The organism is Paenirhizobium daejeonense (assembly GCF_014280875.1).
GTDB classification, from domain to species: domain Bacteria; phylum Pseudomonadota; class Alphaproteobacteria; order Rhizobiales; family Rhizobiaceae; genus Allorhizobium; species Allorhizobium daejeonense.
This window is the reverse complement of record NZ_JACLAL010000003.1, coordinates 449,079-470,488: the sequence shown is the minus strand read 5'-3', so window position 1 is coordinate 470,488 and position 21,410 is coordinate 449,079. Positions and strand designations below refer to the sequence as shown.

The 21,410-nt window shown below is 61.0% G+C and carries 20 protein-coding genes; 13 read left to right on the top strand and 7 right to left on the bottom strand.

Annotated elements, in window-relative coordinates:
- Nucleotides 1-11: 11 nt before the first annotated feature.
- Complete coding sequence (ung, locus tag H4I99_RS09065) at nt 12-713, bottom strand: uracil-DNA glycosylase (RefSeq protein WP_163900610.1); 702 nt, start codon at nt 711-713, stop codon at nt 12-14.
- Between the two features lie 204 nt (nt 714-917).
- On the opposite strand from ung, the gene H4I99_RS09060 reads away from it, so the two are divergent.
- A complete protein-coding gene (locus H4I99_RS09060) occupies nt 918-2,114 on the top strand; it encodes a ceramide glucosyltransferase (protein WP_163900612.1) in 1,197 nt (398 codons plus the stop codon).
- 226 nt (nt 2,115-2,340) lie between these two features.
- Here the strand turns inward: H4I99_RS09060 and H4I99_RS09055 are convergent, their stop codons facing one another.
- From H4I99_RS09055 to H4I99_RS09045, 3 genes are all read right to left on the bottom strand, one after another.
- The gene (locus H4I99_RS09055) at nt 2,341-3,912 is read right to left on the bottom strand and encodes a GMC family oxidoreductase (RefSeq protein WP_163900614.1); all 1,572 of its coding nucleotides are present in this window, start codon (nt 3,910-3,912) and stop codon (nt 2,341-2,343) included.
- A 105-nt stretch (nt 3,913-4,017) separates the two neighbouring features.
- A complete protein-coding gene (locus H4I99_RS09050) occupies nt 4,018-4,563 on the bottom strand; it encodes a gluconate 2-dehydrogenase subunit 3 family protein (protein ID WP_163900616.1) in 546 nt (181 codons plus the stop codon).
- 131 nt (nt 4,564-4,694) lie between these two features.
- Nucleotides 4,695-5,090, bottom strand: coding sequence for a VOC family protein (locus H4I99_RS09045; protein ID WP_163900618.1), 396 nt, complete (start codon nt 5,088-5,090; stop codon nt 4,695-4,697).
- Nucleotides 5,091-5,306: 216 nt separating this feature from the next.
- Between H4I99_RS09045 and H4I99_RS09040 the strand changes: the two genes are divergently transcribed.
- On the top strand, nt 5,307-5,615 hold the full coding sequence (locus tag H4I99_RS09040) for a ribbon-helix-helix domain-containing protein (RefSeq protein WP_163900620.1): 309 nt from the start codon (nt 5,307-5,309) through the stop codon (nt 5,613-5,615).
- 182 nt (nt 5,616-5,797) lie between these two features.
- On the opposite strand, the gene H4I99_RS09035 is transcribed toward H4I99_RS09040, so the two are convergent.
- A complete protein-coding gene (locus H4I99_RS09035) occupies nt 5,798-7,129 on the bottom strand; it encodes a dicarboxylate/amino acid:cation symporter (RefSeq protein WP_163900622.1) in 1,332 nt (443 codons plus the stop codon).
- Nucleotides 7,130-7,375: 246 nt separating this feature from the next.
- Here H4I99_RS09035 and H4I99_RS09030 point away from each other — a divergent pair, with 246 nt between their 5' ends.
- Nucleotides 7,376-9,205: a sensor histidine kinase gene (locus H4I99_RS09030; RefSeq protein ID WP_163900624.1), complete on the top strand. Its 1,830-nt coding sequence runs from the start codon at nt 7,376-7,378 to the stop codon at nt 9,203-9,205.
- A gap of 4 nt (nt 9,206-9,209) precedes the next feature.
- Nucleotides 9,210-10,559 (top strand): sigma-54-dependent transcriptional regulator, encoded by a 1,350-nt coding sequence (locus H4I99_RS09025; RefSeq protein ID WP_163900626.1) that lies wholly within the window; start codon nt 9,210-9,212, stop codon nt 10,557-10,559.
- Between the two features lie 21 nt (nt 10,560-10,580).
- Here the strand turns inward: H4I99_RS09025 and H4I99_RS09020 are convergent, their stop codons facing one another.
- Entirely contained in the window at nt 10,581-11,051 is a 471-nt protein-coding gene (locus H4I99_RS09020) for a MarR family winged helix-turn-helix transcriptional regulator (protein ID WP_244624984.1), read from the bottom strand.
- A 105-nt stretch (nt 11,052-11,156) separates the two neighbouring features.
- Complete coding sequence (hpaR, locus tag H4I99_RS09015; RefSeq protein WP_163900628.1) at nt 11,157-11,699, bottom strand: homoprotocatechuate degradation operon regulator HpaR; 543 nt, start codon at nt 11,697-11,699, stop codon at nt 11,157-11,159.
- Between the two features lie 649 nt (nt 11,700-12,348).
- Between hpaR and H4I99_RS09010 the strand changes: the two genes are divergently transcribed.
- The 9 genes from H4I99_RS09010 (at nt 12,349) to H4I99_RS08970 (ending at nt 21,401) form a co-directional block, all read left to right on the top strand.
- Nucleotides 12,349-13,020, top strand: coding sequence for a spermine/spermidine synthase domain-containing protein (locus H4I99_RS09010; RefSeq protein ID WP_163900630.1), 672 nt, complete (start codon nt 12,349-12,351; stop codon nt 13,018-13,020).
- A gap of 69 nt (nt 13,021-13,089) precedes the next feature.
- Entirely contained in the window at nt 13,090-14,043 is a 954-nt protein-coding gene (locus tag H4I99_RS09005; protein ID WP_163900632.1) for a sugar-binding transcriptional regulator, read from the top strand.
- Between the two features lie 154 nt (nt 14,044-14,197).
- Nucleotides 14,198-15,511, top strand: coding sequence for an ABC transporter substrate-binding protein (locus H4I99_RS09000; protein ID WP_163900634.1), 1,314 nt, complete (start codon nt 14,198-14,200; stop codon nt 15,509-15,511).
- A gap of 185 nt (nt 15,512-15,696) precedes the next feature.
- Entirely contained in the window at nt 15,697-16,569 is an 873-nt protein-coding gene (locus tag H4I99_RS08995; protein WP_163900636.1) for a carbohydrate ABC transporter permease, read from the top strand.
- Between the two features lies 1 nt (nt 16,570).
- The gene (locus H4I99_RS08990) at nt 16,571-17,401 is read left to right on the top strand and encodes a carbohydrate ABC transporter permease (RefSeq protein WP_163900638.1); all 831 of its coding nucleotides are present in this window, start codon (nt 16,571-16,573) and stop codon (nt 17,399-17,401) included.
- 11 nt (nt 17,402-17,412) lie between these two features.
- On the top strand, nt 17,413-18,411 hold the full coding sequence (locus H4I99_RS08985; protein WP_163900640.1) for an ABC transporter ATP-binding protein: 999 nt from the start codon (nt 17,413-17,415) through the stop codon (nt 18,409-18,411).
- On the top strand, nt 18,408-19,184 hold the full coding sequence (locus H4I99_RS08980) for an L-iditol 2-dehydrogenase (protein ID WP_163900645.1): 777 nt from the start codon (nt 18,408-18,410) through the stop codon (nt 19,182-19,184). The genes H4I99_RS08985 and H4I99_RS08980 overlap by 4 nt, the downstream gene beginning before the upstream one ends.
- A gap of 47 nt (nt 19,185-19,231) precedes the next feature.
- Nucleotides 19,232-20,716: a mannitol dehydrogenase family protein gene (locus H4I99_RS08975; RefSeq protein ID WP_163900647.1), complete on the top strand. Its 1,485-nt coding sequence runs from the start codon at nt 19,232-19,234 to the stop codon at nt 20,714-20,716.
- Between the two features lie 7 nt (nt 20,717-20,723).
- Complete coding sequence (locus tag H4I99_RS08970) at nt 20,724-21,401, top strand: HAD family hydrolase (RefSeq protein WP_163900649.1); 678 nt, start codon at nt 20,724-20,726, stop codon at nt 21,399-21,401.
- Nucleotides 21,402-21,410 lie beyond the last annotated feature (9 nt).

Sequence of the window (21,410 nt, the reverse complement as noted above, 5' to 3'; positions counted from 1 at the left end):
GGAATTCTCTATTATGCGACGTCCACACGCTCCGGAAGACGCCAGTCGATCGGCTCCAGCCCGCGGGATTTCAGGAAGTCGTTGGCCTTGGAGAAATGGCGGCAGCCGAAGAAGCCGTTATGGGCCGAAAGCGGCGACGGATGCGGCGCCTTCAGCACCAGATGGCGCTCTCGGTCGACGAAGGCAGCCTTCTTCTGCGCATAGGAACCCCAAAGCATGAAGACGACGTTTTCGCATTCGTCGTTGACCGCCCGGATGACGGCGTCGGTGAAGCGCTCCCAGCCATGCCCCTGATGCGCCGCGGCCCTCGCCTCCTCCACCGTCAGCACGCTGTTGAGCAGGAGTACGCCCTGCCGCGCCCAGCTTTCGAGGAAGCCGTGACGGGCAGGCTCAATGCCGAGATCGGTCGCCATTTCCTTGTAGATATTGACCAGCGACGGAGGCGTGCGAACACCGGGCTGCACGCTGAAGCAGAGACCATGGGCCTGCCCGGCACCGTGATAGGGATCCTGACCGAGAATGACCACCCGGACATTCTGGAGCGGCGTCAGGTCGAGAGCGCGGAAATATTCGTTACCCTTGGGGAAGATGCGCTTGCCGCTCGCCTTCTCCGCCAGCAGGAACTCCCTGAGCTGCTGCATGTAGGGGCTGGCGAACTCCGGCCCCAGCACCCGCTTCCAGCTCTCTTCCAGCCTGACATCCGACGAAGTCATTGCGATACCACCGTCCTGCGTTTCGATCGGGAGTGATTGAAAGCCGAAAGTCCGCCCTGTCAATCCCGCAACTTGCCAGTCCGGCGAAACCTCCCCGACCATCCACCGCAGCGCCAATGATCCCCAACGAAATCAGTCACAGGCAGCTTTGCCAAACTGTCACAAGCCAGTGCTATGCGGAACCTTCAACGGTGAGGTTGTCCCATGACTCTGCTGATATGGTTCTGCGCGGTAGCCCTTGTTGTTCACCTCTCCAGCATCATTCTGGTGCTCGTCTGGAGAAGCACGCGCCATGAGGAGCCTCTTCCTTCGCGTCCGCCTGCCGTCACCATCGTCAGGCCCGTTTGCGGTCTGGAAAACAATCTGGAAACGACGCTCCAGTCGACCTTCCGGCTAGACTGGCCGGATTACGAGATCATCTTTTGCGTGGCGACCGCCAACGACCCCGCGATTGCGATCGTCCGCCGCTGCATGGCGTCGCATCCGCATATACCTGCCCGCCTGCTGGTCGGCGACGACAGGATCAGCGTCAATCCGAAACTCAATAACGTCATCAAGGGTTGGCGATCCGCCCGCTACGACTGGATCGTACTGGCCGATAGCAACGTGCTGATGCCGGAAGACTATATCCGCCAGCTCTTCGCGCGCTGGCTTCCCGGCACGGGAGCCGTGTGCTCGCCGCCCATCGGCTCCGCGCCGGAAGGCTTCGCCGCCGAGCTGGAATGCGCATGGCTGAACGGCTTCCAGGCCCGCTGGCAGTTGCTGGCCGATGCCATCGGGCTTGGCTTCGCGCAGGGCAAGACCATGCTGCTCAACCGCCAGATCATGGCCCGCGCCGGCGGTTTCGAGCGGCTCGGCGAGGAAGTGGCGGAAGATGCGGCGACGACCGGCCTGATCCGCGGGCTGGGCCTCAAGGTCCGATTGGTGAAGCAGCCCTTCCCCCAGCCGCTCGGTCGCCGCGATCTCGCCTCGGTGTGGAAGCGGCAATTGCGCTGGGCTCGCCTGCGGCGCGCGTCCTTCCCGCTCTATTTCGTGCCCGAACTCATTGCCGGCGCAGCCCTGCCGCTCGCCGCATTGACAGCCCTCGTTGCAACCGGCACCTGCTCGCCCTTGAGCGCGCTCCTCTACCTCGTCGCATGGTATGGCGGGGAAACCCTGCTCAACAGAAGCTTCGGCTGGCATACGGGCCTCCTTGGCCTGCCGGCCACAGTGGCGAGGGATATCGCGCTTCCGGTTCTGTGGATCGCGGCATGGTTCGGAAACGGCTTTGTCTGGCGAGGCAATGCCATGACGGTGGCGTCCGACGAGACGACGGAAACACCACCCGCCAAGGCCCGTCTTCGCCGCGTGATGGACAAGACCCGCGAGCGGGCAAAAACGCTGACCGTATTCCGCAACTGATCCCGGCAAGATCGGAAAGCTGGCTCGGGTCCGCTTCAACCGCCTCCCGATATCATCAGGAACGGAATGACTGCGAACGGAGGCAAGGCCGAAGCCCCGCCCCCGCCCGCAGGGAGGTTTCCTTGAAGCGTGCCGCGATCTCGCTGATGCGCTCCATACGCTTGAAGCTCTTGCCTCATCGCATGTCGTTGCCGCAAAACCGCTCCACACTTATTCGCGACATGCCTTAGATTACGCCTGAGCCCATCTGCCCGGCGATATATTCCGCCTGCCGGATCGCCAGCGTGACGATGGTCAACGTCGGGTTCTCCGCGCCGCCCGTCGTGAACTGGCTGCCATCAGAGATGAACAGGTTCTTGATGTCGTGGGTCTGGCCATGCTTGTTGACCACGCCATCCTGAGCCTTCTCGCTCATCCGGTTGGTGCCGAGATTGTGGGTCGAGGGATAAGGCGGCGTCGGGAAAGAACGGGTTGCCCCGACCGCTTCGTAGAGCGCCATGCCCTGCTTGTAGGCGTGGTTGCGCATGGCGTCGTCGTTCGGATGGTCGGTGAACCAGACATCCGGGATCGGCATTCCGTACTTGTCCTTGAGCTCCTTGTGCAGCTTCACCGCATTCTGCTCCTGCGGCATGTCCTCGCCGACGATCCACATGCCGGCCATGTTGGCGTAGTTGTCGAGCGCCGAGGTGAACGAGCGGCCCCAGCCACCCGGATCAAGGAAAGCCGCCATGAAGGGAAGACCGAGCGACAGCGTTTCGAGCTCGTAGCCGCCGACGAAGCCGCGCGACGGATCGTGCTTCGCTTCGTCGCGGATGATGCCGGCCATCGTCGTCCCGCGATACATGTGCACCGGCTTTTCGAACACGGCATAGACCGAGCCGGTCGTGTGGCGCATGTAGTTCTTGCCCACCTGCCCGGACGAGTTGGCAAGACCATCCGGGAACATCGAGGAATGCGAGTTGAGCAGCAGTCGCGGGCTTTCGATGGAATTGCCGGCGACGGCGACGATGCGGGCCTTCTGGCTCTGCAGCTTGCCGTCCTTGTCGGCATAGACGACCGCCGTCACCTTGCCCGACTTGTCATGCTCGATCTTCACCACGTGAGAGTTGGGCCTGACTTCCAGCTTGCCGGTCGCTTCGCCCTTCGGGATTTCGGTGTAGAGCGTCGACCACTTGGCACCCCACTTGCAGCCCTGGAAACAGAAGCCCGTCTGCTGACAGCCGACACGACCGTCACGGTCGGCAGAGTTGATGGCCATCCGGCCGGTGTGACATTCCTGATAACCAAGCTTGTCGGCACCTGCCTTGAAGACCTTGAAATTGTTGCTCCCCGGCAGTCCCTCGATGCCGTTGGTGCGGGTCACGCCCATCTTGTCCTCGGCCTTGGCATAATAAGGTTCGAGGTCAGCAAGTGTGATCGGCCAGTCGAGAAGGTTGGCGCCCTTCACCTTGCCGTAATGGGTGAGCGTCCTGAACTCATGTTCCTGAAAACGCAGCGAGGCGCCCGCCCAATGGGTGGTGGTGCCGCCGACCGCCTTGACGATCCAGGCCGGCAGATTGGGAAAGTCCTTCGCCACCCGCCAGCCACCGCCAGTGGTGCGGTGGTCAAGCCAGGCGAGTTGGGCGAAACTGTCCCATTCGTCGTTGATGAAATCCTCGTGCTCGATCCTGTTTCCGGCTTCGAGAACGACGACGTCGATGCCCTTCTGGGCAAGTTCGTTGCCGAGCGTTCCGCCGCCCGCACCCGAACCGATGATGACGACCACACTGTCGTCGTTGAGATCATAAGGCGCTGCCATGGTTTCCTCCCAGGAATATCAATCCGGAATTTCGTCAATGCGCCGCCGCTCCGCTATCAGCGGGCCTCCTCGGGCGGCTTGCATCGTCGGGTTACAATCGGGGCGTCAGAGCCATTCGAGATCGTCGAAGCCGCGGTGGATATAGCCACCCTTCGAGAAGGACTCGCCCTCATAGCCGAAGATCGGCCACAGCTCCTTCTGATTATAGAGGCTGACCACGAGGTCGCCCCGTACCGCCTGGAAGAAGGGGGTCTTCTCGATATCGCGCAGGATCGCCACGCGCTGGTCCTCCCAGCCAAGCCCAGAATAGCCGCCGGGGCCTGAACGCTTGTCGAGATCGGCAATACCCTCTTCCACCAGCTTCTTGTGGGCCGCGTCCTTTGCGGCGAGATCGTCCTGTCCCTTGACCGCGATCGCGTAGAACCGGTCGGCAAGCTGGTCGTGCGGATAGATATCGCGGGCGAGCTTGATCAGCGTCGCCATGGTTTCGGGCTTGAGGGCCTTGGCTTCGAGCGCCCAGGCCGCCTGCGGACAGATCACCGCCGAACCGCTGATGACGAGCAGCGCACCCACGCTACCGGTTTTCAACAGGTCACGGCGCGAAAGCCCACTGGTCTTTTCCCCATTGGTCTTTTCAAAAAGTGTTACCACGTCAGTCTCCTCCCAAGGTCTTGTGGCAATCGACGGCCCCTCATCCTCCGGTCCGTCAGGAGCGGCGCGCGAACGCGCCGCCCGATTTCAACGCATTGCCGGAAGGTCCTCCAACCCTCCGGCGGGGCGGATCACTTGAAACGTCCGTAACGCTGCAGAACCTCGATCTTGTAGCCGTCCGGATCGGTGATGAAGAAGAAGCGGGCGAAGAGTGCCCCGTCCCGATTGAACTCGACGATCTTGTTCGGGTTGAGCCCGAGATCCGTAAGCCGATTGTGCTCGGCATCGAGATCGGTGACGCTCACGGCAAGATGGCCGTAGCCATTGCCGAGATCATAGGCTTCCTCGCGGTCCTTGTTGACGGTGAGTTCGAGCTCGAACTCCATCTCCGCATTGCTCAGATAAACCAGCGTGAAGGTGTCGAAATCCAGTCTTTCGGCAATCCGCAGGCCAAAGGCCTGTTCGTAGAACGCGACAGACCGGGCTTCTTCCAGCACCCGGATCATCGAATGGATCATCTTCGCCAAGGGCAACTCCTGTTTCATGCAAATCATCAATGCTGAAGAGTTTCCTATGCCGGTGGCAAATCGGGTAGCAGCCCACTACCGCACCCATGATTTCGAGTGGTTTTTTTCGTATTCTTTCTGTTTGAGGCAAAGCATTACGGCGATTTGCGAAATTGACCACGATCACGCCCCGCCCCATAATGCCCTACAAAACAAGAAACACCGGAGGAGCATGCCATGTGTGAAGTCTTTGCCGGACAAGATCCGGCCCGCTACCGCGCAGTCAACCGCTCTGTGAGGATCGGTGGTCATTCGACCAGCATCCAGATCGAAGCCGCCTTCTGGGACCTGATCGATGAGATCGCTGCGGGACAGTCGATGTCGACCTCACGATTTCTATCCACCCTTTATGACGAAGCATTGGAGCGTAACGGCATGGTTTCCAACTTCGCCTCGCTCCTGAGAACAAGCTGCCTGATTTATCTGATGGGCAAGGCCCAGCATCCGGACGTGCCTCAGGCCTTCCACATCATGGCTGCGGAATAAAGTAATTCCGGCAAAAGCAGGAACTGGTCTAGCGTCAAGAATCGCGTGAAAACAAAGTGATCGCGCCTTGGAAGCGGTTCTGCTTCCCTGCAAACATTCCACACATAAAAAAACGCGGCCCGCTTAGGTCGGGCCGCGTTTTATATCCGGTCGCCGTCTTGGGTCGGCACCGAACGAACGTTTTATTCCGCCGCCTGCAACTCCGGACGCTTGGCTTCATCCTCATAGACAACACCACCGAGGGCCGCATGGAAGAGCTTCTCATCCAGCTCGCCTTCCCAACGAGCAACCACCACGGTCGCGACCGCATTGCCGATGAAGTTGGTGAGGGCGCGGCATTCCGACATGAAACGGTCGATGCCGAGGATCAGCGCCATGCCGGCAACCGGAACGGACGGAACGACCGAAAGCGTTGCGGCAAGCGTGATGAAGCCTGCGCCGGTGATGCCGGCGGCACCCTTCGAGCTCAGCATGGCGACGGCGAGCAGCAGGATCTGGTCGCCGAGCGACAGATGGATGTCTGTTGCCTGGGCGATGAACAGCGCGGCAAGCGTCATGTAGATGTTGGTGCCATCGAGGTTGAAGGAATAGCCGGTCGGGATAACCAGACCGACGACCGAGCGCTTGCAGCCGGCCTTTTCCATCTTGTTCATCAGGCCCGGCAGCGCGGCTTCGGAAGAAGACGTGCCGAGAACCAGAAGCAGCTCCTCCTTGATGTAGCGGATGAGCGAGAGGATGGAGAAGCCATTGTAGCGGGCGACCGCACCGAGAACCACGACCACGAACAGGATCGAGGTGAGGTAGAAGGTGCCGATCAGCATGGCGAGGTTGGCGACCGATGCGATGCCGTACTTGCCGATTGTGAAGGCCATTGCACCGAAGGCGCCGATCGGGGCGGCCTTCATCAGGATGGCGACCAGCTTGAAGACCGGATTGATGACGGCATGCAGGAAGTCGGTGACCGGCTGGCCGCGTTCGCCGACCAGCGCCAGCGAAATACCGAAGAGCACCGAGAAGAACAGCACCTGCAGGATATCGCCATCGGCGAAGGCACCGACAATGGTCGTGGGGATGATGTTGATCAGGAAGCCGACAATGGTCGAGTCATGCGCCTTTTCGGCATAGGAAGCGACCGCCTTGGCGTCGAGCGAGGCCGGATCGATATGCATGCCCGAACCCGGCTGGATGACGTTGGCGACGATCAGGCCGACAGCCAGCGCCAGCGTCGAGAAGGTCAGGAAGTAGAGCATCGCCTTGCCGGCGACGCGACCGACCTTCTTCATGTCGGTCATGCCGGCGATGCCGGTGGAGACCGTCAGGAAGATGACCGGAGCGATGATCATCTTGACGAGCTTGATGAAGGCGTCACCAAGCGGCTTCAACTGCGTGCCGATATCCGGGTAGAAATGGCCGAGCAGGATGCCGGCAATGATAGCCGCCAGAACCTGGAAGTAGAGATGCTTGTAAAAAGGCTGCTTGGCCCCGGAAATCGGAGCCGCGGACGGGATATTCATGATGTCCTCCGTTTCGTACCCTGTCGGAACTCGTTCCGGCCTCCCGGGCACAGCAATTTGAACGTTAGCAACGGTTCATCGTTGTATTTACGAATTTGCAAGAGCTGTGCCAGAATTGTGAAACTTCATTCATCTCATTGATTCGAATAGATTTATGGATCCACGAAATCACCATGAAATCAGCGAGAGTGCGATTTTCCGCACGACCACCTTGGCTTTCCGTGCGATTTGACGCACAGTCAAAACATGTATTCTGGACCTAAAATAAAGGATCGCACCGTCTGGGCCGTATTCGCTCTGGTCGCTGCTATCATCCTCGCGGCCAGCTCCTATTACGCGGGTCGCGTCGGCCGAGAAGCTGCGCTGGTCGCCCTGGCGGATGATGCCGGCAATGACGTGGCACTGAAGAGCGCGCTGCTGCAGGCCGTACTGGAACGCCCGCGATCCCTGCCCCTTGTACTCGCCGACGACGCGGAATTGCGTAGCGCCCTTTTTACCGGCAGCGAGGGTGAAATAGATCACCTCAACCGCAAGCTGGAAAAGCTGGTCGAGGATAGCCAGGCCGCCGTCATCTACGTCATTCCGCCAAACGGCATAGCCATCGCGGCCAGCAACTGGCAACAGACCGACAGCTTCATCGGCAACGACTACAGTTTCCGGGAATATTTCAGCCAGGCGATGGCGACGGGGCGCGGAGAGCACTATGCGCTCGGCACCGTAAGCAAGCGACCGGGCCTCTACCTCTCCCGCCGCGTAGAAGGCAGCAACGGCAAGGCGCTGGGCGTTGTCGTCGTCAAGGTGGAGTTCGACGGATTGGAAAAGGACTGGGGCCTTTCCGGAAAGCCGACCTTCGTGACCGACCGCAACGGCATCGTGTTGATTACAAGCAGACCTGAATGGCGCTTCTCGTCGATTACGGCCATTCCGCCCGAAAAGCGCGCAGCGATCCGCGAAAGCCTGCAATTCGGAGAAGCCTCGCTGAGGATGCTGCCGATCGCACCGCCGCTCCAGGCCGGCGGCCGACCACTGGTGAACGTCAAAGAGCCCCCCATGCGAGAGACCGGGCGCTTCCTGGCTCTCGCCTCGCCCGTACCCGGAACGCCGTGGAGCCTGCATCTTCTGGTGCCCGCCGACGCAGCGCTGACCGCCGGCATTCTGCAAGGGCGCCTGCAGGCGCTTGCGGGATTGCTGCCGCTGGTCGGCCTTGGCGCGTTACTGCTCTTCAGATGGCAGCGCACCCGTCAGCGGGAGGCAGTGGACAGGGCAGCACGTGACGAACTGGAACGCAAGGTCAAGGAGCGTACCGGCGAACTCAGCCTCGCCCGCGACCGGCTGGAAACCGAGATCGAGGAACACCACGCCACCGAGACCCGGCTACAGAAGGTGCAACAGGAACTGGTGCAGGCAAACCGCCTCGCCATCCTCGGCCAGGTCGCAGCGGGCGTCGCCCACGAAATCAACCAGCCGGTAGCCACGATCCGCGCCTATGCCGACAATGCCAGTACATTTCTCTCACGCGGGCAAAACGAACCGGCGGTAGAGAACCTTGCCTTCATCGCCAAGCTCACAGAGCGAATTGGAACAATCACCGACGAACTTAAAACCTTTGCCCGCAAGGGCCGCGCGGCAGCCGAACCCGTTGGGCTCAAGACCGTCGTCGATGGCGCCCTTCTGCTCCTCAGAAGCCGCTTCTCCGGCCGACTGGACATGCTGCGCATCGCCGACATTCCAACGGATATCCGCGTTCTCGGTAGCCGTGTGCGGCTTGAACAGGTGCTGATCAACCTCTTGCAAAACGCGCTTGAAGCCATTGCCGGCAATGCCGATGGACACATTGTCGTGCGTCTGGGCGAAAGCGACGAAGCAGAAGCAACAATCGTCGTCTCCGACAACGGTCCCGGCATTCCGCCCGAAATATTGAAGAGCCTCTTCACGCCGTTCAACACCTCAAAGGAAGGCGGCCTCGGCCTCGGGCTGGTGATCTCCAAGGATATCGTCGGAGATTATGGCGGACGCATTGCCGTGGACAGCGGCCCGAACGGAACGACCTTCACCGTAACTCTGAAACGAGCCTGAGCCCATGCAGGACAAGACCGACATCATTCTGATCGATGACGACACCGACCTGCGCCGCGCCACCCGGCAGACGCTGGAACTGGCCGGCTTCGCGGTGGAGGATCACGCCAACGCACAATCGGCTCTCGGCGCGCTTTCAGCCGCAACCCCGGCCATCGTCGTCACTGATATCCGCATGCCCGGAATGGACGGACTGGAGCTTTTCGCCCGCATCAAGACCATCGATCCCGACCTGCCGGTCATCCTGATCACCGGCCATGGCGATATCACCATGGCCGTGCAGGCCATGCATGACGGCGCCTATGACTTCATCGCCAAGCCGTTTCCGGCCGACCGGCTGGCGCAGACCGTGCGCCGCGCGGTGGAGAAACGCCGTCTGGTCATGGAGAACCGGTTCCTGCGGCAGGCGGCCGAGGAAAGTCGTGACGACCTGCCGCTCATCGGCCAGACGCCGGCCATGGAACACCTGCGCCAGATGCTTCGCCAGATCGCCGATACCGATGTCGACGTGCTGGTCGCCGGCGAGACCGGTAGCGGCAAAGAGGTCGTGGCTACACTATTGCATCGCTGGAGCCGCCGGAAGAACGGCAATTTCGTCGCACTGAATTGCGGCGCGCTGCCGGAAACGGTGATCGAAAGCGAGCTGTTCGGCCACGAGGCCGGCGCCTTTACCGGAGCCCAGAAGAAGCGCGTTGGCCGGATCGAACATGCAAGCGGCGGCACGCTCTTCCTCGACGAGATCGAGAGCATGCCGGTTGCGACGCAGGTGAAGATGCTGCGCGTTCTGGAAATGCGCGAGGTGAGCCCGCTCGGCACCAACGATGTCCGCCCGGTCGATCTCAGAGTCGTTGCAGCGGCAAAGATCGACCTTGGCAATCCGGCCGAGCGCGGCGATTTTCGCGAGGACCTCTATTACCGCCTCAATGTGGTGACCGTTTCCATTCCGCCGCTGCGCGAGCGGCGTGCCGACATACCGCTGCTGTTTTCTCACTTCCTTGCCCGCGCCGCCGAGCGATTCAAGCGGGAGGCCCCCTCCCTCACCTCTGCCGTTCACCAACATCTCGCAAGCCATTCATGGCCGGGCAATGTGCGCGAACTCGCCCATTATGCGGAGCGGGTGGCGCTAGGCCTCGCCGAACCGGCCACACCCGCCGCGGCAACGGGCACCATACCGTCCGATGGTCACGCAAGCCTGCCTGAACGGATGGAACAGCACGAAGCCGAACTGATCCGCACGGCGCTGATCGAGAATGAAGGAGACGTTCGCCGCACGATCGAGGCGCTGCAGATCCCCCGCAAGACCTTTTACGACAAGCTCCAGCGACACGGCATCAATCGGGCTGACTACGAATAAGCCTCAAAGATCGGGAACGCCCTATTCGTCGTCGCTGCGCATCGGCGCGCGGCTATGCTCGTTGCCGGCCTCCACCGCCTTCTGCAGGAGCTTTACCATCACCTCACCCTCCCCGACCGAAAGCCCGGTGAGAATGCGCCGCTGCACCTCCTCGACAAGCGGCTCGATGTCGGCTCGAACGCGCTTGCCCTCCTCCGTGAGCGATAGTTGCTTGGCGCGGCGGTCCCGGCTGCTGGTATCGCGATCGACAAGTCCCTTGGCCACGAGCCGGTTGACCACACCGCCAATCGTCGCACGGTCATAGGCGATGCGCGCAGCAAGGGTCGCCTGATCGATCCCGGGCGCGATCTCCAGTTCGGCCAGCGCTGCATACTGCACGGGCGTCAGATCATAGCCCCCCTTGGCCATCTCCTCCAGAAACAGGGAGACGGCCACCTGGTTCAGGCGGCGAATGAGATGACCCGGCATCTGCGCGATCTTAGACATGTTCATAGCCGCCTTCCCGGCCGTATCGGCAAACCGGCGGAGGATTGCCGGTGCTTCCAGTAACAACTGAGCGAAGTCAGCGATTATCGCCGTCAACAGGTAGAATAGACCTCAATCGTCATCAATGAAGCCCGCAGCGGCATCGACTGCGGACACATCCACTTGCGCCATCGCTGTCTCCAGTTCTTCCAGAAGCTTCTGCAAGTCCCGCATGCGGTCCGCGCCGTAGGCGTTGATGATCTCGCCGTAGATCTCATCAGAATGACGGGTCATCTTCTCGATGAGTTCAAGTCCTGCAGCGCTGATCGAAATGCGGGCTCGCCTGAGGTCGTTTTCATCGGGATGACGTTCGATCAGATGCCGTCCCTCCAGATCCTTCAGAATGCGCGATAGGCTCGGGCCGAGCAGGAAGGTGGCGCGCGCCAATTCGGTCACCTCGATTTCCTTCACCGTAACCAGCGCCCGCAAGATGCGCCATTGCTGTTCGGTAATGTCGTACATGCGTAGTGCATTGCGGAAATGCTTCATGACGGATTCGCGAGCGCGCAAAAGAAGCATCGGCATCGAACGTGAGAAATGGCGCAGCCGCAATCTCTGCGCGCTGGCACTGCCATCCTTGTGACTGTCCTCAGCCTCGCCGTATTTGTCCATCATGTCGTCCCCACCGAGACCCTGCCACCGCATCGACATGGCTGCGAAAGTGGGCCTCTTATAATTTCAAGAATAACTTATATAACTTTTGTTTGGCGTCTCTATATCAATCATTTCTCGGCATCGGCAAGAACGCACATTGATCGGGTTACCTGGCAGGCAGGTCCAGCACCCATTGCAACACCGCCCCGCCCCCGACCCACCTCACAGTCGCGTTATCCACAGATGATTAACGCGTTAAATATCAAAGTGCATTTCTGCGTTTCAGGCGCTTGACAATCTCTCGAGAATGCCATCTTATTAACTTGTTAAGTTCGACTTCACCCCTCAAGGAGGCCGTCTGCTGCACTCGGTGCCGGACGGGAGGGGGCTTCTAAAACTCCGGGAGGGAGGAGGATGCCGGTTGGCGTGGGAGGACGCTATAACCGGCATTTCTCATTTTAGGGGCATGCAAGAGAATTTGCTGTCATACGCAACGACGACGCCTCTGTCCGGTTCTTCCCCTTTCAACAATCATTAAAAAACAAGGCATGATTATCGACGCCGACACGGCCATGCCAGGCGTGGCTCAGCCCGCGTCACGTGATTGAAGTATCGCATGCGCTCATGATAGGAGAGCGCAAAACTCCTGCAGATATCAAGAAAGACCGGCATGATCCCCTGGAAGCAGCTCGATATCGCCAGCATTCCGGGCGGCGGTGAATTGCGCCTCAAGCAGCGGGGAACGGAATTCTCCATCATGCTTGGCACCAATGAGCTGATGAACAGCCGCCTCAGCGGTTCGGAGGAGGCATTGGCCACGCTTTCCTGCGAGCACATCAAGGACAAGAAGCGTCCGGTGGTCCTCATCGGCGGATTGGGCATGGGCTTTACCCTGCGCGCAGCTCTTGCTGTCCTGCCCGATGATGCGGAGGTTACCGTTGCCGAACTCGTACCCGCCGTCGTCGCCTGGGCGCGCGGCCCGATGGCCGAGATTTTCAAGGGAAGCCTCGATGATCCCCGTGTGCGGGTCCATGAAGGCGATGTCGGCGCGCTGATCCGCACCTCGCCCGGCAAATTCGACGCCATCATGCTGGATGTGGACAACGGACCGGATGGCCTCACACGCACCTCGAATGACGGCCTCTACGATTTCGGCGGGCTGAATGCGTCGAAGGTCGCGCTCCGAGCCAACGGCGTGCTCGCGGTCTGGTCCTCTGGCCCCGATGCCGGCTTCACCCGCCGCCTACAAAGCAGCGGCTTCGCGGTGAAGGAGGTCAATACCCGCGCCAACGGCAAGCGCGGCGGCGCCCGTCATGTGATCTGGCTGGCGAGCAAGCGGTAAGCTCCGCGCTGGCAGCTGAATTGACACCCAGCAACTGCAACGCTACTCAAAATCGAGCAGAGGATTTCGATGGCGAAAAGAGCTGGCAATTTCGGACGGCTTGACGACGCGGCCCGCGCCGGTTGGCTTTATTATGTCGCCGGCCGGACCCAGGACGAGATCGCGGCTGCCATGGGGATTTCGCGCCAGAGCGCCCAGCGCCTCGTTTCGCTCTCAGTTGCCGAAAAGCTGATCAAGGTCCGTCTCGACCATCCAATCGCCGTCTGCATGGAACTCGCCGAAGAGGTCAAGAAGAAATACGGCCTGCGGCAGGTCGAAATCGTCCCGACCGATCACGGCTCCGATGCTGCTCCGACGGGTGTCGCCGAGGCCGGCGCTGCCGAACTCGAACGCTGGCTGAAACAGCCCGATCCGCTGATCATCGCCATGGGCACGGGACGAACCCTGCGCGCTGCCGTCGACCAGCTGTCGCCGATGGAGTGCCCGCAGCATCGCATCGTGTCGCTCACCGGCAATATCAGCCCCGACGGCTCAGCCGCCTATTACAACGTCATCTTCTCCATGGCCGATGCCATCAAGGCACGCCATTTCCCCATGCCGCTTCCTGTGCTCGTTTCGTCCCGTGCGGAACGGGATCTGCTACACCAGCAGGCGCTCGTGCGGCCGACCATAGCACTCGGCGCGAAGGCCGATGTCACCTTCGTCGGCATCGGCGAAATCGACCCGCAGGCCCCTCTCCTGCTGGATGGCTTCTTGCAACCACAGGAAGTGGAAAGCCTGATGCAGGCCGGCGCCACCGGCGAGATCTGCGGCTGGACTTTCGATGCGGACGGCAGGCTGCTCGACAACCCCGTCAACGAGCGGGTGGCCAGTATTCCGCTACCCTCGCGCGATACCTCCTGCGTCATCGGATTGGCCCGCGGCAGGCGCAAGCATGCGGCCATCCGCGCTGCATTGCGCGGCTCGCACATCAATGCGCTCATTACAGACGAGGATGCAGCCCGCTTCCTGCTGCAATCCTGAGATCTCCTGAAAACAACAATTCCCCCTTTTAACGCAGATGCTTAACTGCATCCTTCGGCAGTGCAGCATGGATTCCGCATTGACTCCTTACGCGACAGAGTGAGAAATTGCTCACGAGCAAAGCGAATGCTCATTTTTCTTCTGGGAGGAAGATATGACATTGAAGACAATTTTGCTGGGCGCATGCTCGGTATTGGCCATGGCTGGCCTGGCTTCCGCCGAAACCCTCACCATCGCCACCGTCAACAACGGCGACATGATTCGGATGCAGAAGCTGACGGACGACTTTAAGGCGAAAAATCCCGGTATCGACCTCGAATGGGTAACGCTCGAAGAGAACGTGCTGCGCCAGAAAGTGACGACTGACATCGCCACGAAAGGCGGACAGTTCGACGTGCTGACGATCGGCACCTACGAGGTTCCGATCTGGGCCAAGCAGGGCTGGCTCCTGCCGCTCGACAACCTCGGCGCCGATTACGACGTGAACGACCTCCTGCCGGCGATCCGTTCGGGCCTGACCGGCGATGACGGCAAACTCTATGCCGCGCCCTTCTACGGCGAAAGCTCGATGGTCATGTATCGCAAGGACCTGATGGAAAAGGCCGGCCTGACCATGCCCGACGCTCCGACCTGGGACTTCATTGCCGATGCGGCCCGCAAGATGACCGACAAGGCGAATGAGGTCTACGGCATCTGCCTGCGCGGCAAGGCCGGCTGGGGCGAAAACATGGCGTTTCTGACCGCCACCTCCAACGCCTTCGGCGCACGCTGGTTCGACGAAAACTGGAAACCCCAGTTCGACCAACCGGAATGGAAGAACACGCTCGAATTCTACGTCAACCTGATGAAGGACGCCGGCCCTCCGGGCGCTTCCTCCAACGGCTTCAACGAAAACCTGGCGCTCTTCCAAACCGGCAAGTGCGGCATGTGGATCGACGCGACGGTTGCCGCCTCCTTCGTCTCCAACCCGAAGGAATCCAAGGTCGCCGACAAGGTCGGTTATGCGCTCGCTCCCGACACCGGGCTTGGCAAGCGCGGCAACTGGCTCTGGGCCTGGAACCTCGCCATTCCCGCCGGCACCAAGAAAGCCGACGCTGCCGAGAAGTTCATCTCCTGGGCGACCGGCAAGGACTACCTGAAGCTGGTCGCCGAGAAGGATGGCTGGGCCAACGTTCCTCCGGGAACCCGCACCTCACTCTATGAAAACCCGGAATACCAGAAGGCAGCGCCCTTCGCGAAGATGACGCTCGACTCGATCAATGCGGCCGATCCGAAGAACCCCTCGGTCAAGCCCGTTCCCTATGTGGGCGTTCAGTTCGTCGCCATTCCGGAATTCCAGGGCATCGGCACCGCCGTCGGCCAGCAGTTCTCGGCCGCCCTTGCAGGACAGGTCAGCGTCGATCAGGCGCTCAAAAACGCCCAGCAGCTGACCGAGCGCGAAATGATGAAGGCCGGTTACATCAAGTAAGCTCCCGTGGACTTGGGGCCGGGCGACGAGAGCGTCCGGCCTGCCTGGAGCGGGATCGAAAGAGGTGGCGTCAGCCACTCCTCTCATCCCGCTTCTCTTTTCGGGACTGCCGCGGCCCTCCGCAGATGGCCGAAACCTAAAAACCGACATTTGAAAACTGCGATCGAGAAAGGCGCGGGATCGTCATGGCGACTACGCACACCCACTCCTCGGCGCGCCTGATGATGGCGCCCTCCGTTCTGCTCCTGCTGGCATGGATGATCGTGCCGCTGGTGATGACGGTCTACTTCTCCTTCCTGCGCTACAATCTTCTGATGCCGGGAATGGAAGAGTTCGCCGGCCTGATGAACTACCGCTTCTTCCTAACGGACCCGGCCTTCTTCGCGGCCTTGACCAACACGTTGCTGCTGGTCGGCGGCGTCCTCCTCATTACGGTGATCGGCGGCATCGCCTTCGCGCTATTGCTAGACCAGCCTATGTTCGGACAGGGCATTGTGCGCATTCTGGTGATCGCGCCCTTCTTCATCATGCCGACCGTTTCCGCGCTGGTGTGGAAGAACATGCTGATGAACCCGGTCAACGGGCTCTTCGCCTGGATCGCCAAGCTCCTCGGCCTGCAACCGGTCGACTGGCTCGCCAACTATCCGCTGTTGTCGATCATCATGATCGTCGCATGGCAATGGCTGCCATTTGCCACGCTGATCCTTCTGACCGCGCTCCAGTCGCTGGACGAAGAGCAGAAGGAAGCCGCCGAGATGGATGGCGCAGGCCCCGTCTCCAAGCTCATCTATATCATCCTGCCGCATATGGCCCGCGCCATCACGGTGGTGATCCTGATCGAGACGATCTTCCTGCTCTCCGTCTTCGCCGAAATCCTCGTCACCACCAATGGCGGCCCCGGCTATGAAAGCACGAACATCACCTATCTCGTCTATGCCCAGGCTCTCCTGCAGTTCGACGTGGGTGGCGCTTCTGCTGGCGGCATCGTCGCCGTGGTGCTGGCCAACATCGTCGCCTTCTTCCTCATTCGCCTGATCGGCAAGAACCTGGAGAGCTGATATGGCACGTGCTATTTCCACCCGCCGCAAAGTCGTCTGGACCGCCATCGCGTGGACGCTCGGCATCCTGATCTTTTTCCCGATCCTCTGGACGTTCCTGACGAGCTTCAAGACGGAAGCCGAAGCCATCGCTTCGCCGCCTTCCTTCCTGTTCTTCGACTGGACGACGGAAAACTATGCGGAAGTGCAGAGCCGCTCGAACTACTTCCGCCACTTTATGAACTCGGTGGTGATCTCGTTCGGCTCCACCCTGCTCGGCCTCATCATCGCCATTCCGGCCGCATGGGCCATGGCATTTTCGCCGACCAAGCGCACCAAGGACATCCTGATGTGGATGCTCTCCACCAAGATGCTGCCGCCGGTCGGCGTGCTGGTGCCGATATACATCATTTTCCGCGAGTTCGGACTGCTCGACACCCGGACCGGCCTCGTCGGTGTGCTGACCCTCATCAACCTGCCGATCATCGTGTGGATGCTCTACACCTACTTCAAGGAAATCCCCGGCGAAATCCTCGAGGCGGCCCGCATGGACGGAGCGTCGTTGATGAAGGAAATCGTCTATGTGCTGACGCCGATGGCCGTACCCGGCATCGCGTCCACGGTGCTCCTCAACATCATCCTCTCCTGGAACGAAGCCTTCTGGACGCTGAACCTTACGGCTTCAAAGGCCGCACCGCTCACCGCCTTCATCGCCTCTTACTCCAGCCCCGAAGGGCTCTTCTACGCCAAGCTCTCCGCCGCATCGACCATGGCGATCGCGCCCATCGTCATCCTCGGCTGGTTCAGTCAGAAACAGCTCGTCCGCGGCCTGACCTTCGGCGCAGTCAAATAAGGAACACGCACATGGGTAGCATCAAGCTCGAAAATGTTTCCAAGTCCTTCGGCGAGGCGACCGTCATTCCCTCGATCGATCTTGAGATCAACGACGGCGAATTCGTGGTCTTCGTCGGCCCTTCCGGTTGCGGCAAGTCCACTCTGCTTCGCCTGATCGCCGGCCTGGAGGATGTCTCCGGCGGCCGCATTCTGATCGACGGAAAGGACGCGACCGATACTGCGCCCGCTGATCGTGGCCTTGCCATGGTGTTCCAGTCCTATGCGCTCTATCCACATATGAGCGTACGGTCCAATATCGGTTTCCCGCTGAAGATGGCTGGCATAGACAAGACCGAGATCGACCGCAAGGTGGACGATGCCGCCCGCATCCTGAACCTTACCGACTATCTCGACCGCAAGCCCCGCCAGCTTTCGGGCGGCCAGCGCCAGCGCGTCGCCATCGGCCGCGCCATCGTCCGCTCCCCGGAATGCTTCCTGTTCGACGAACCACTTTCGAACCTCGACGCGGCGCTCCGCGTCAACATGCGCCTCGAAATCTCCGAGCTTCACCAACAGCTCAACGCCACCTCCATCTACGTCACCCATGACCAGATCGAGGCAATGACCATGGCCGACAAGATCGTCGTGCTCAACAAGGGCCGCATCGAGCAGGTCGGCTCACCGCTGGACCTCTATCGCAATCCGGCAAACCTCTTCGTCGCGGGCTTCATCGGCTCACCGAAGATGAACCTGATTTCCGGCCAGACGGCGCAGGGCTACGGCGCGCCCACCATCGGCATCCGTCCCGAACATGTGACGCTTTCGACCGAAGGCGGGACGTGGATGGGCAAGGTCGCAGTCGCTGAACATCTGGGGTCCGACACCTTTCTCCATATCACGGTCGATGGCATCGGCCAGATAACCGCCCGCGCCGGCGGTGAGTTCGCGGCCAAAAGCGGTGACACGGTGTACGTGAGCCCCGATCCAAACCGCATCCACCGCTTCAATGAAAAGGGACTGGCAGTATGACCGGCAGACTTCAGGGCAAATCGGCGCTGGTCACCGGATCGGCGCGCGGCATCGGCCGGGCCTTCGCGGAAGCCTATGTCCGCGAGGGCGCAACGGTCGCGATCGCCGACATCGACTTCGAACGCGCCAGCCAGACCGCCGCGGAAATCGGCGAGCAGGCCTATCCGGTGCTGCTCGACGTGACCGAACAGGCCTCGATCGACGCCGCCGTCAAAGCCGTGGAAGACAGGACCGGCGGCATCGACATTCTCGTCAACAACGCCGCCCTCTTCGACCTTGCACCGATCGTCGAGATCACTCGCGAAAGCTATGACCGGCTGTTCTCCATCAATGTCGCGGGCTCGCTCTTTACACTGCAGGCGGTCGCGAAATCGATGATCGCCCGCGGCAAGGGCGGCAAGATCGTCAACATGGCGAGCCAGGCCGGTCGGCGCGGCGAAGCGCTGGTCGCCATCTACTGCGCCACCAAGGCCGCGATCATCTCGCTCACCCAGTCGGCCGGTCTCGACCTCATCAAGCACGGCATCAACGTCAACGCCATCGCACCCGGCGTCGTGGACGGCGAGCACTGGGATGGCGTGGATGCGCTTTTCGCCCGCTACGAGCACCGTCCCATCGGGGAAAAGAAACGGCTCGTAGGAGAAGCCGTTCCCTTCGGCCGCATGGGCCGCGCCGAAGATCTTACGGGCATGGCGATTTTCCTCGCCACGGCGGAAGCCGACTACATCGTCGCCCAGACCTACAACGTCGACGGCGGCAACTGGATGAGCTGAAGGCCGCCGTCGGCACAAATCATGTCTCGCTTTCGAGGACTAGTGAAATGACCTGCAAGCTATCGCTGGCAAACCTTGCCGAAATCTCTGGAACCGCAACCATCCCGGCCTATAGCCGGGAACAGTTGAAGGCCGGGATCCTGCATTTCGGCGTCGGCAACTTCCACCGCGCCCATCAGGCCGTCTACCTCCACGAGCTCTTCAACCAGGGCCGGGACATGGATTTTGCCATTCTCGGCGCCGGCGTCCTGCCATCCGACCGCAAGATGAAGGAAACGCTGGAAGCGCAGGACTATCTGACGACGGTCGTCGAGCAGGACATCAACCGCAGCACCGCCACCGTCACCGGACCGATGACCGGCATGATCGCCGCCCCCGACTTCGGCGACATCATCGCGGCGCTTTCCGATCCGGCGATCCGCATCGTGTCGATGACCATCACCGAGGGCGGTTATTTCATCGATCCGGCAACCGGCAAGTTCGACCCCGGCCATCCGGCCATGGTGGCCGACGCCGCCAATCCGGGAGAGCCGAAGACCGTATTCGGCCTCATCATCGCCGGCCTGAAGGCCCGTCGGGCGAAGGGCATGCCCCCCTTTACCGTCATGTGCTGCGACAACATTCCGGGCAATGGCGAGGTGACGGAAGCCACCATCACCGGTCTTGCAAAGCTCTCGGACCCCGATTTCGCCCACTGGATCCATGAAAACGTCGCCTTCCCCAATTCCATGGTCGACCGCATCACGCCCGCAACCGGCGAACGAGAAATCGGCATCGCCCGCGATACCTACGGCATCGAGGATGGCTGGCCAGTCTTCTGCGAGGAATTCAAGCAATGGGTGCTGGAGGATCGCTTCCCGCTCGGTCGCCCGGCGCTCGAGGCAGTCGGCGTCACCTTCGTGCCGGATGTCGCGCCCTACGAGCTGATGAAACTGCGCATCCTGAACGGCGGCCACGCGGCCATCGCGTATCCCGCCGCGCTGATGGACATCCACTTCGTTCACGAGGCGATGGAGGAGCCGCTGATCCGCGCCTTCCTCGCCAAGCTGGAGCGGGACGAAATCATACCCGTCGTGCCGCCGGTGCCGGACACCAGCCTAGACGACTATTTCCAGCTCATCGAAAGCCGTTTCTCCAATCCGAAGATCGGCGACACCATTCCGCGACTCGCGCAGGACGGCTCGAACCGCCAGCCGAAGTTCATCCTGCCCTCAACCGCCGACCGGCTGAACAAGGGACTGGACGTCGTGGGGCTGGCTCTCGTCTCAGCTCTATGGTGCCGCTATTTCGAGGGCAAGTCCGACAGCGGCAAGGCCATCGTGTTCAACGATGCCAGCGCCGAGCGTCTGCAGAAAGCAGCGCTCGCCTCCCGCGATGACCCGAAGGCCTTCCTCGCGCTCGGCGACATCTTCGGCGCGGTCGGCCAGAACCCGCTCTTCATCCGACGCTTCAGTCATGCACTGACAACACTTCGCGTGGTCGGCACGGCAGAAACGCTGAAGCGTTATCTCGACGGCAGGCTGGCAGCCTGATCCCGTCATGGAAAAGGATGAAAGACGGCTGGTCATCTTCGATTGCGACGGCGTGCTCGTCGATAGCGAGCCGATATCGCTCGCCGTTCTGGTCGATGCCTTCCGGCAGGCCGGCGTGACGATCGACGCGGACTATGCCCACCGGCGTTTTCTCGGCAAGAGCCTCGCGGCGGTGATCGCAACCGCGCGCAACGAGTTCGCCCTCGAAATCGGCGAGCGCTTCCTCGCCGACCTGAGGACCGCTCTTCACGCGAGGTTCCGGCAGGAACTTAAGCCCATACCGAATGTCGCCAAGGCACTCGATGATCTCGATCGAGCCGGGCACAGTTGGTGCGTGGCCTCATCGAGCCAGCCGGAACGCATTGCGCTTTCCTTGACGATAACCGGCCTCTTCGACCGTTTCTCGCCGCATCTCTTCAGCGCATCCATGGTCGAGAATGGCAAACCGGCGCCCGATCTCTTCCTTTATGCCGCATCGGAGATGGGCTTTCCGCCCGAGGCTTGCGTCGTTATCGAGGACAGTCCCGCCGGCATCATGGCGGCAAGGGCGGCCGGCATGACGGTTTTCGCCTTTACCGGCGGTTCGCATACAACCCTCGCTTCCTACCGCGACGAAATCGCAGCCCTCGAGCCTGACAGGCAGTTTGACGACATGGTCGAATTGCTCCACCTTATGCAAAAATGAAAAAACGGG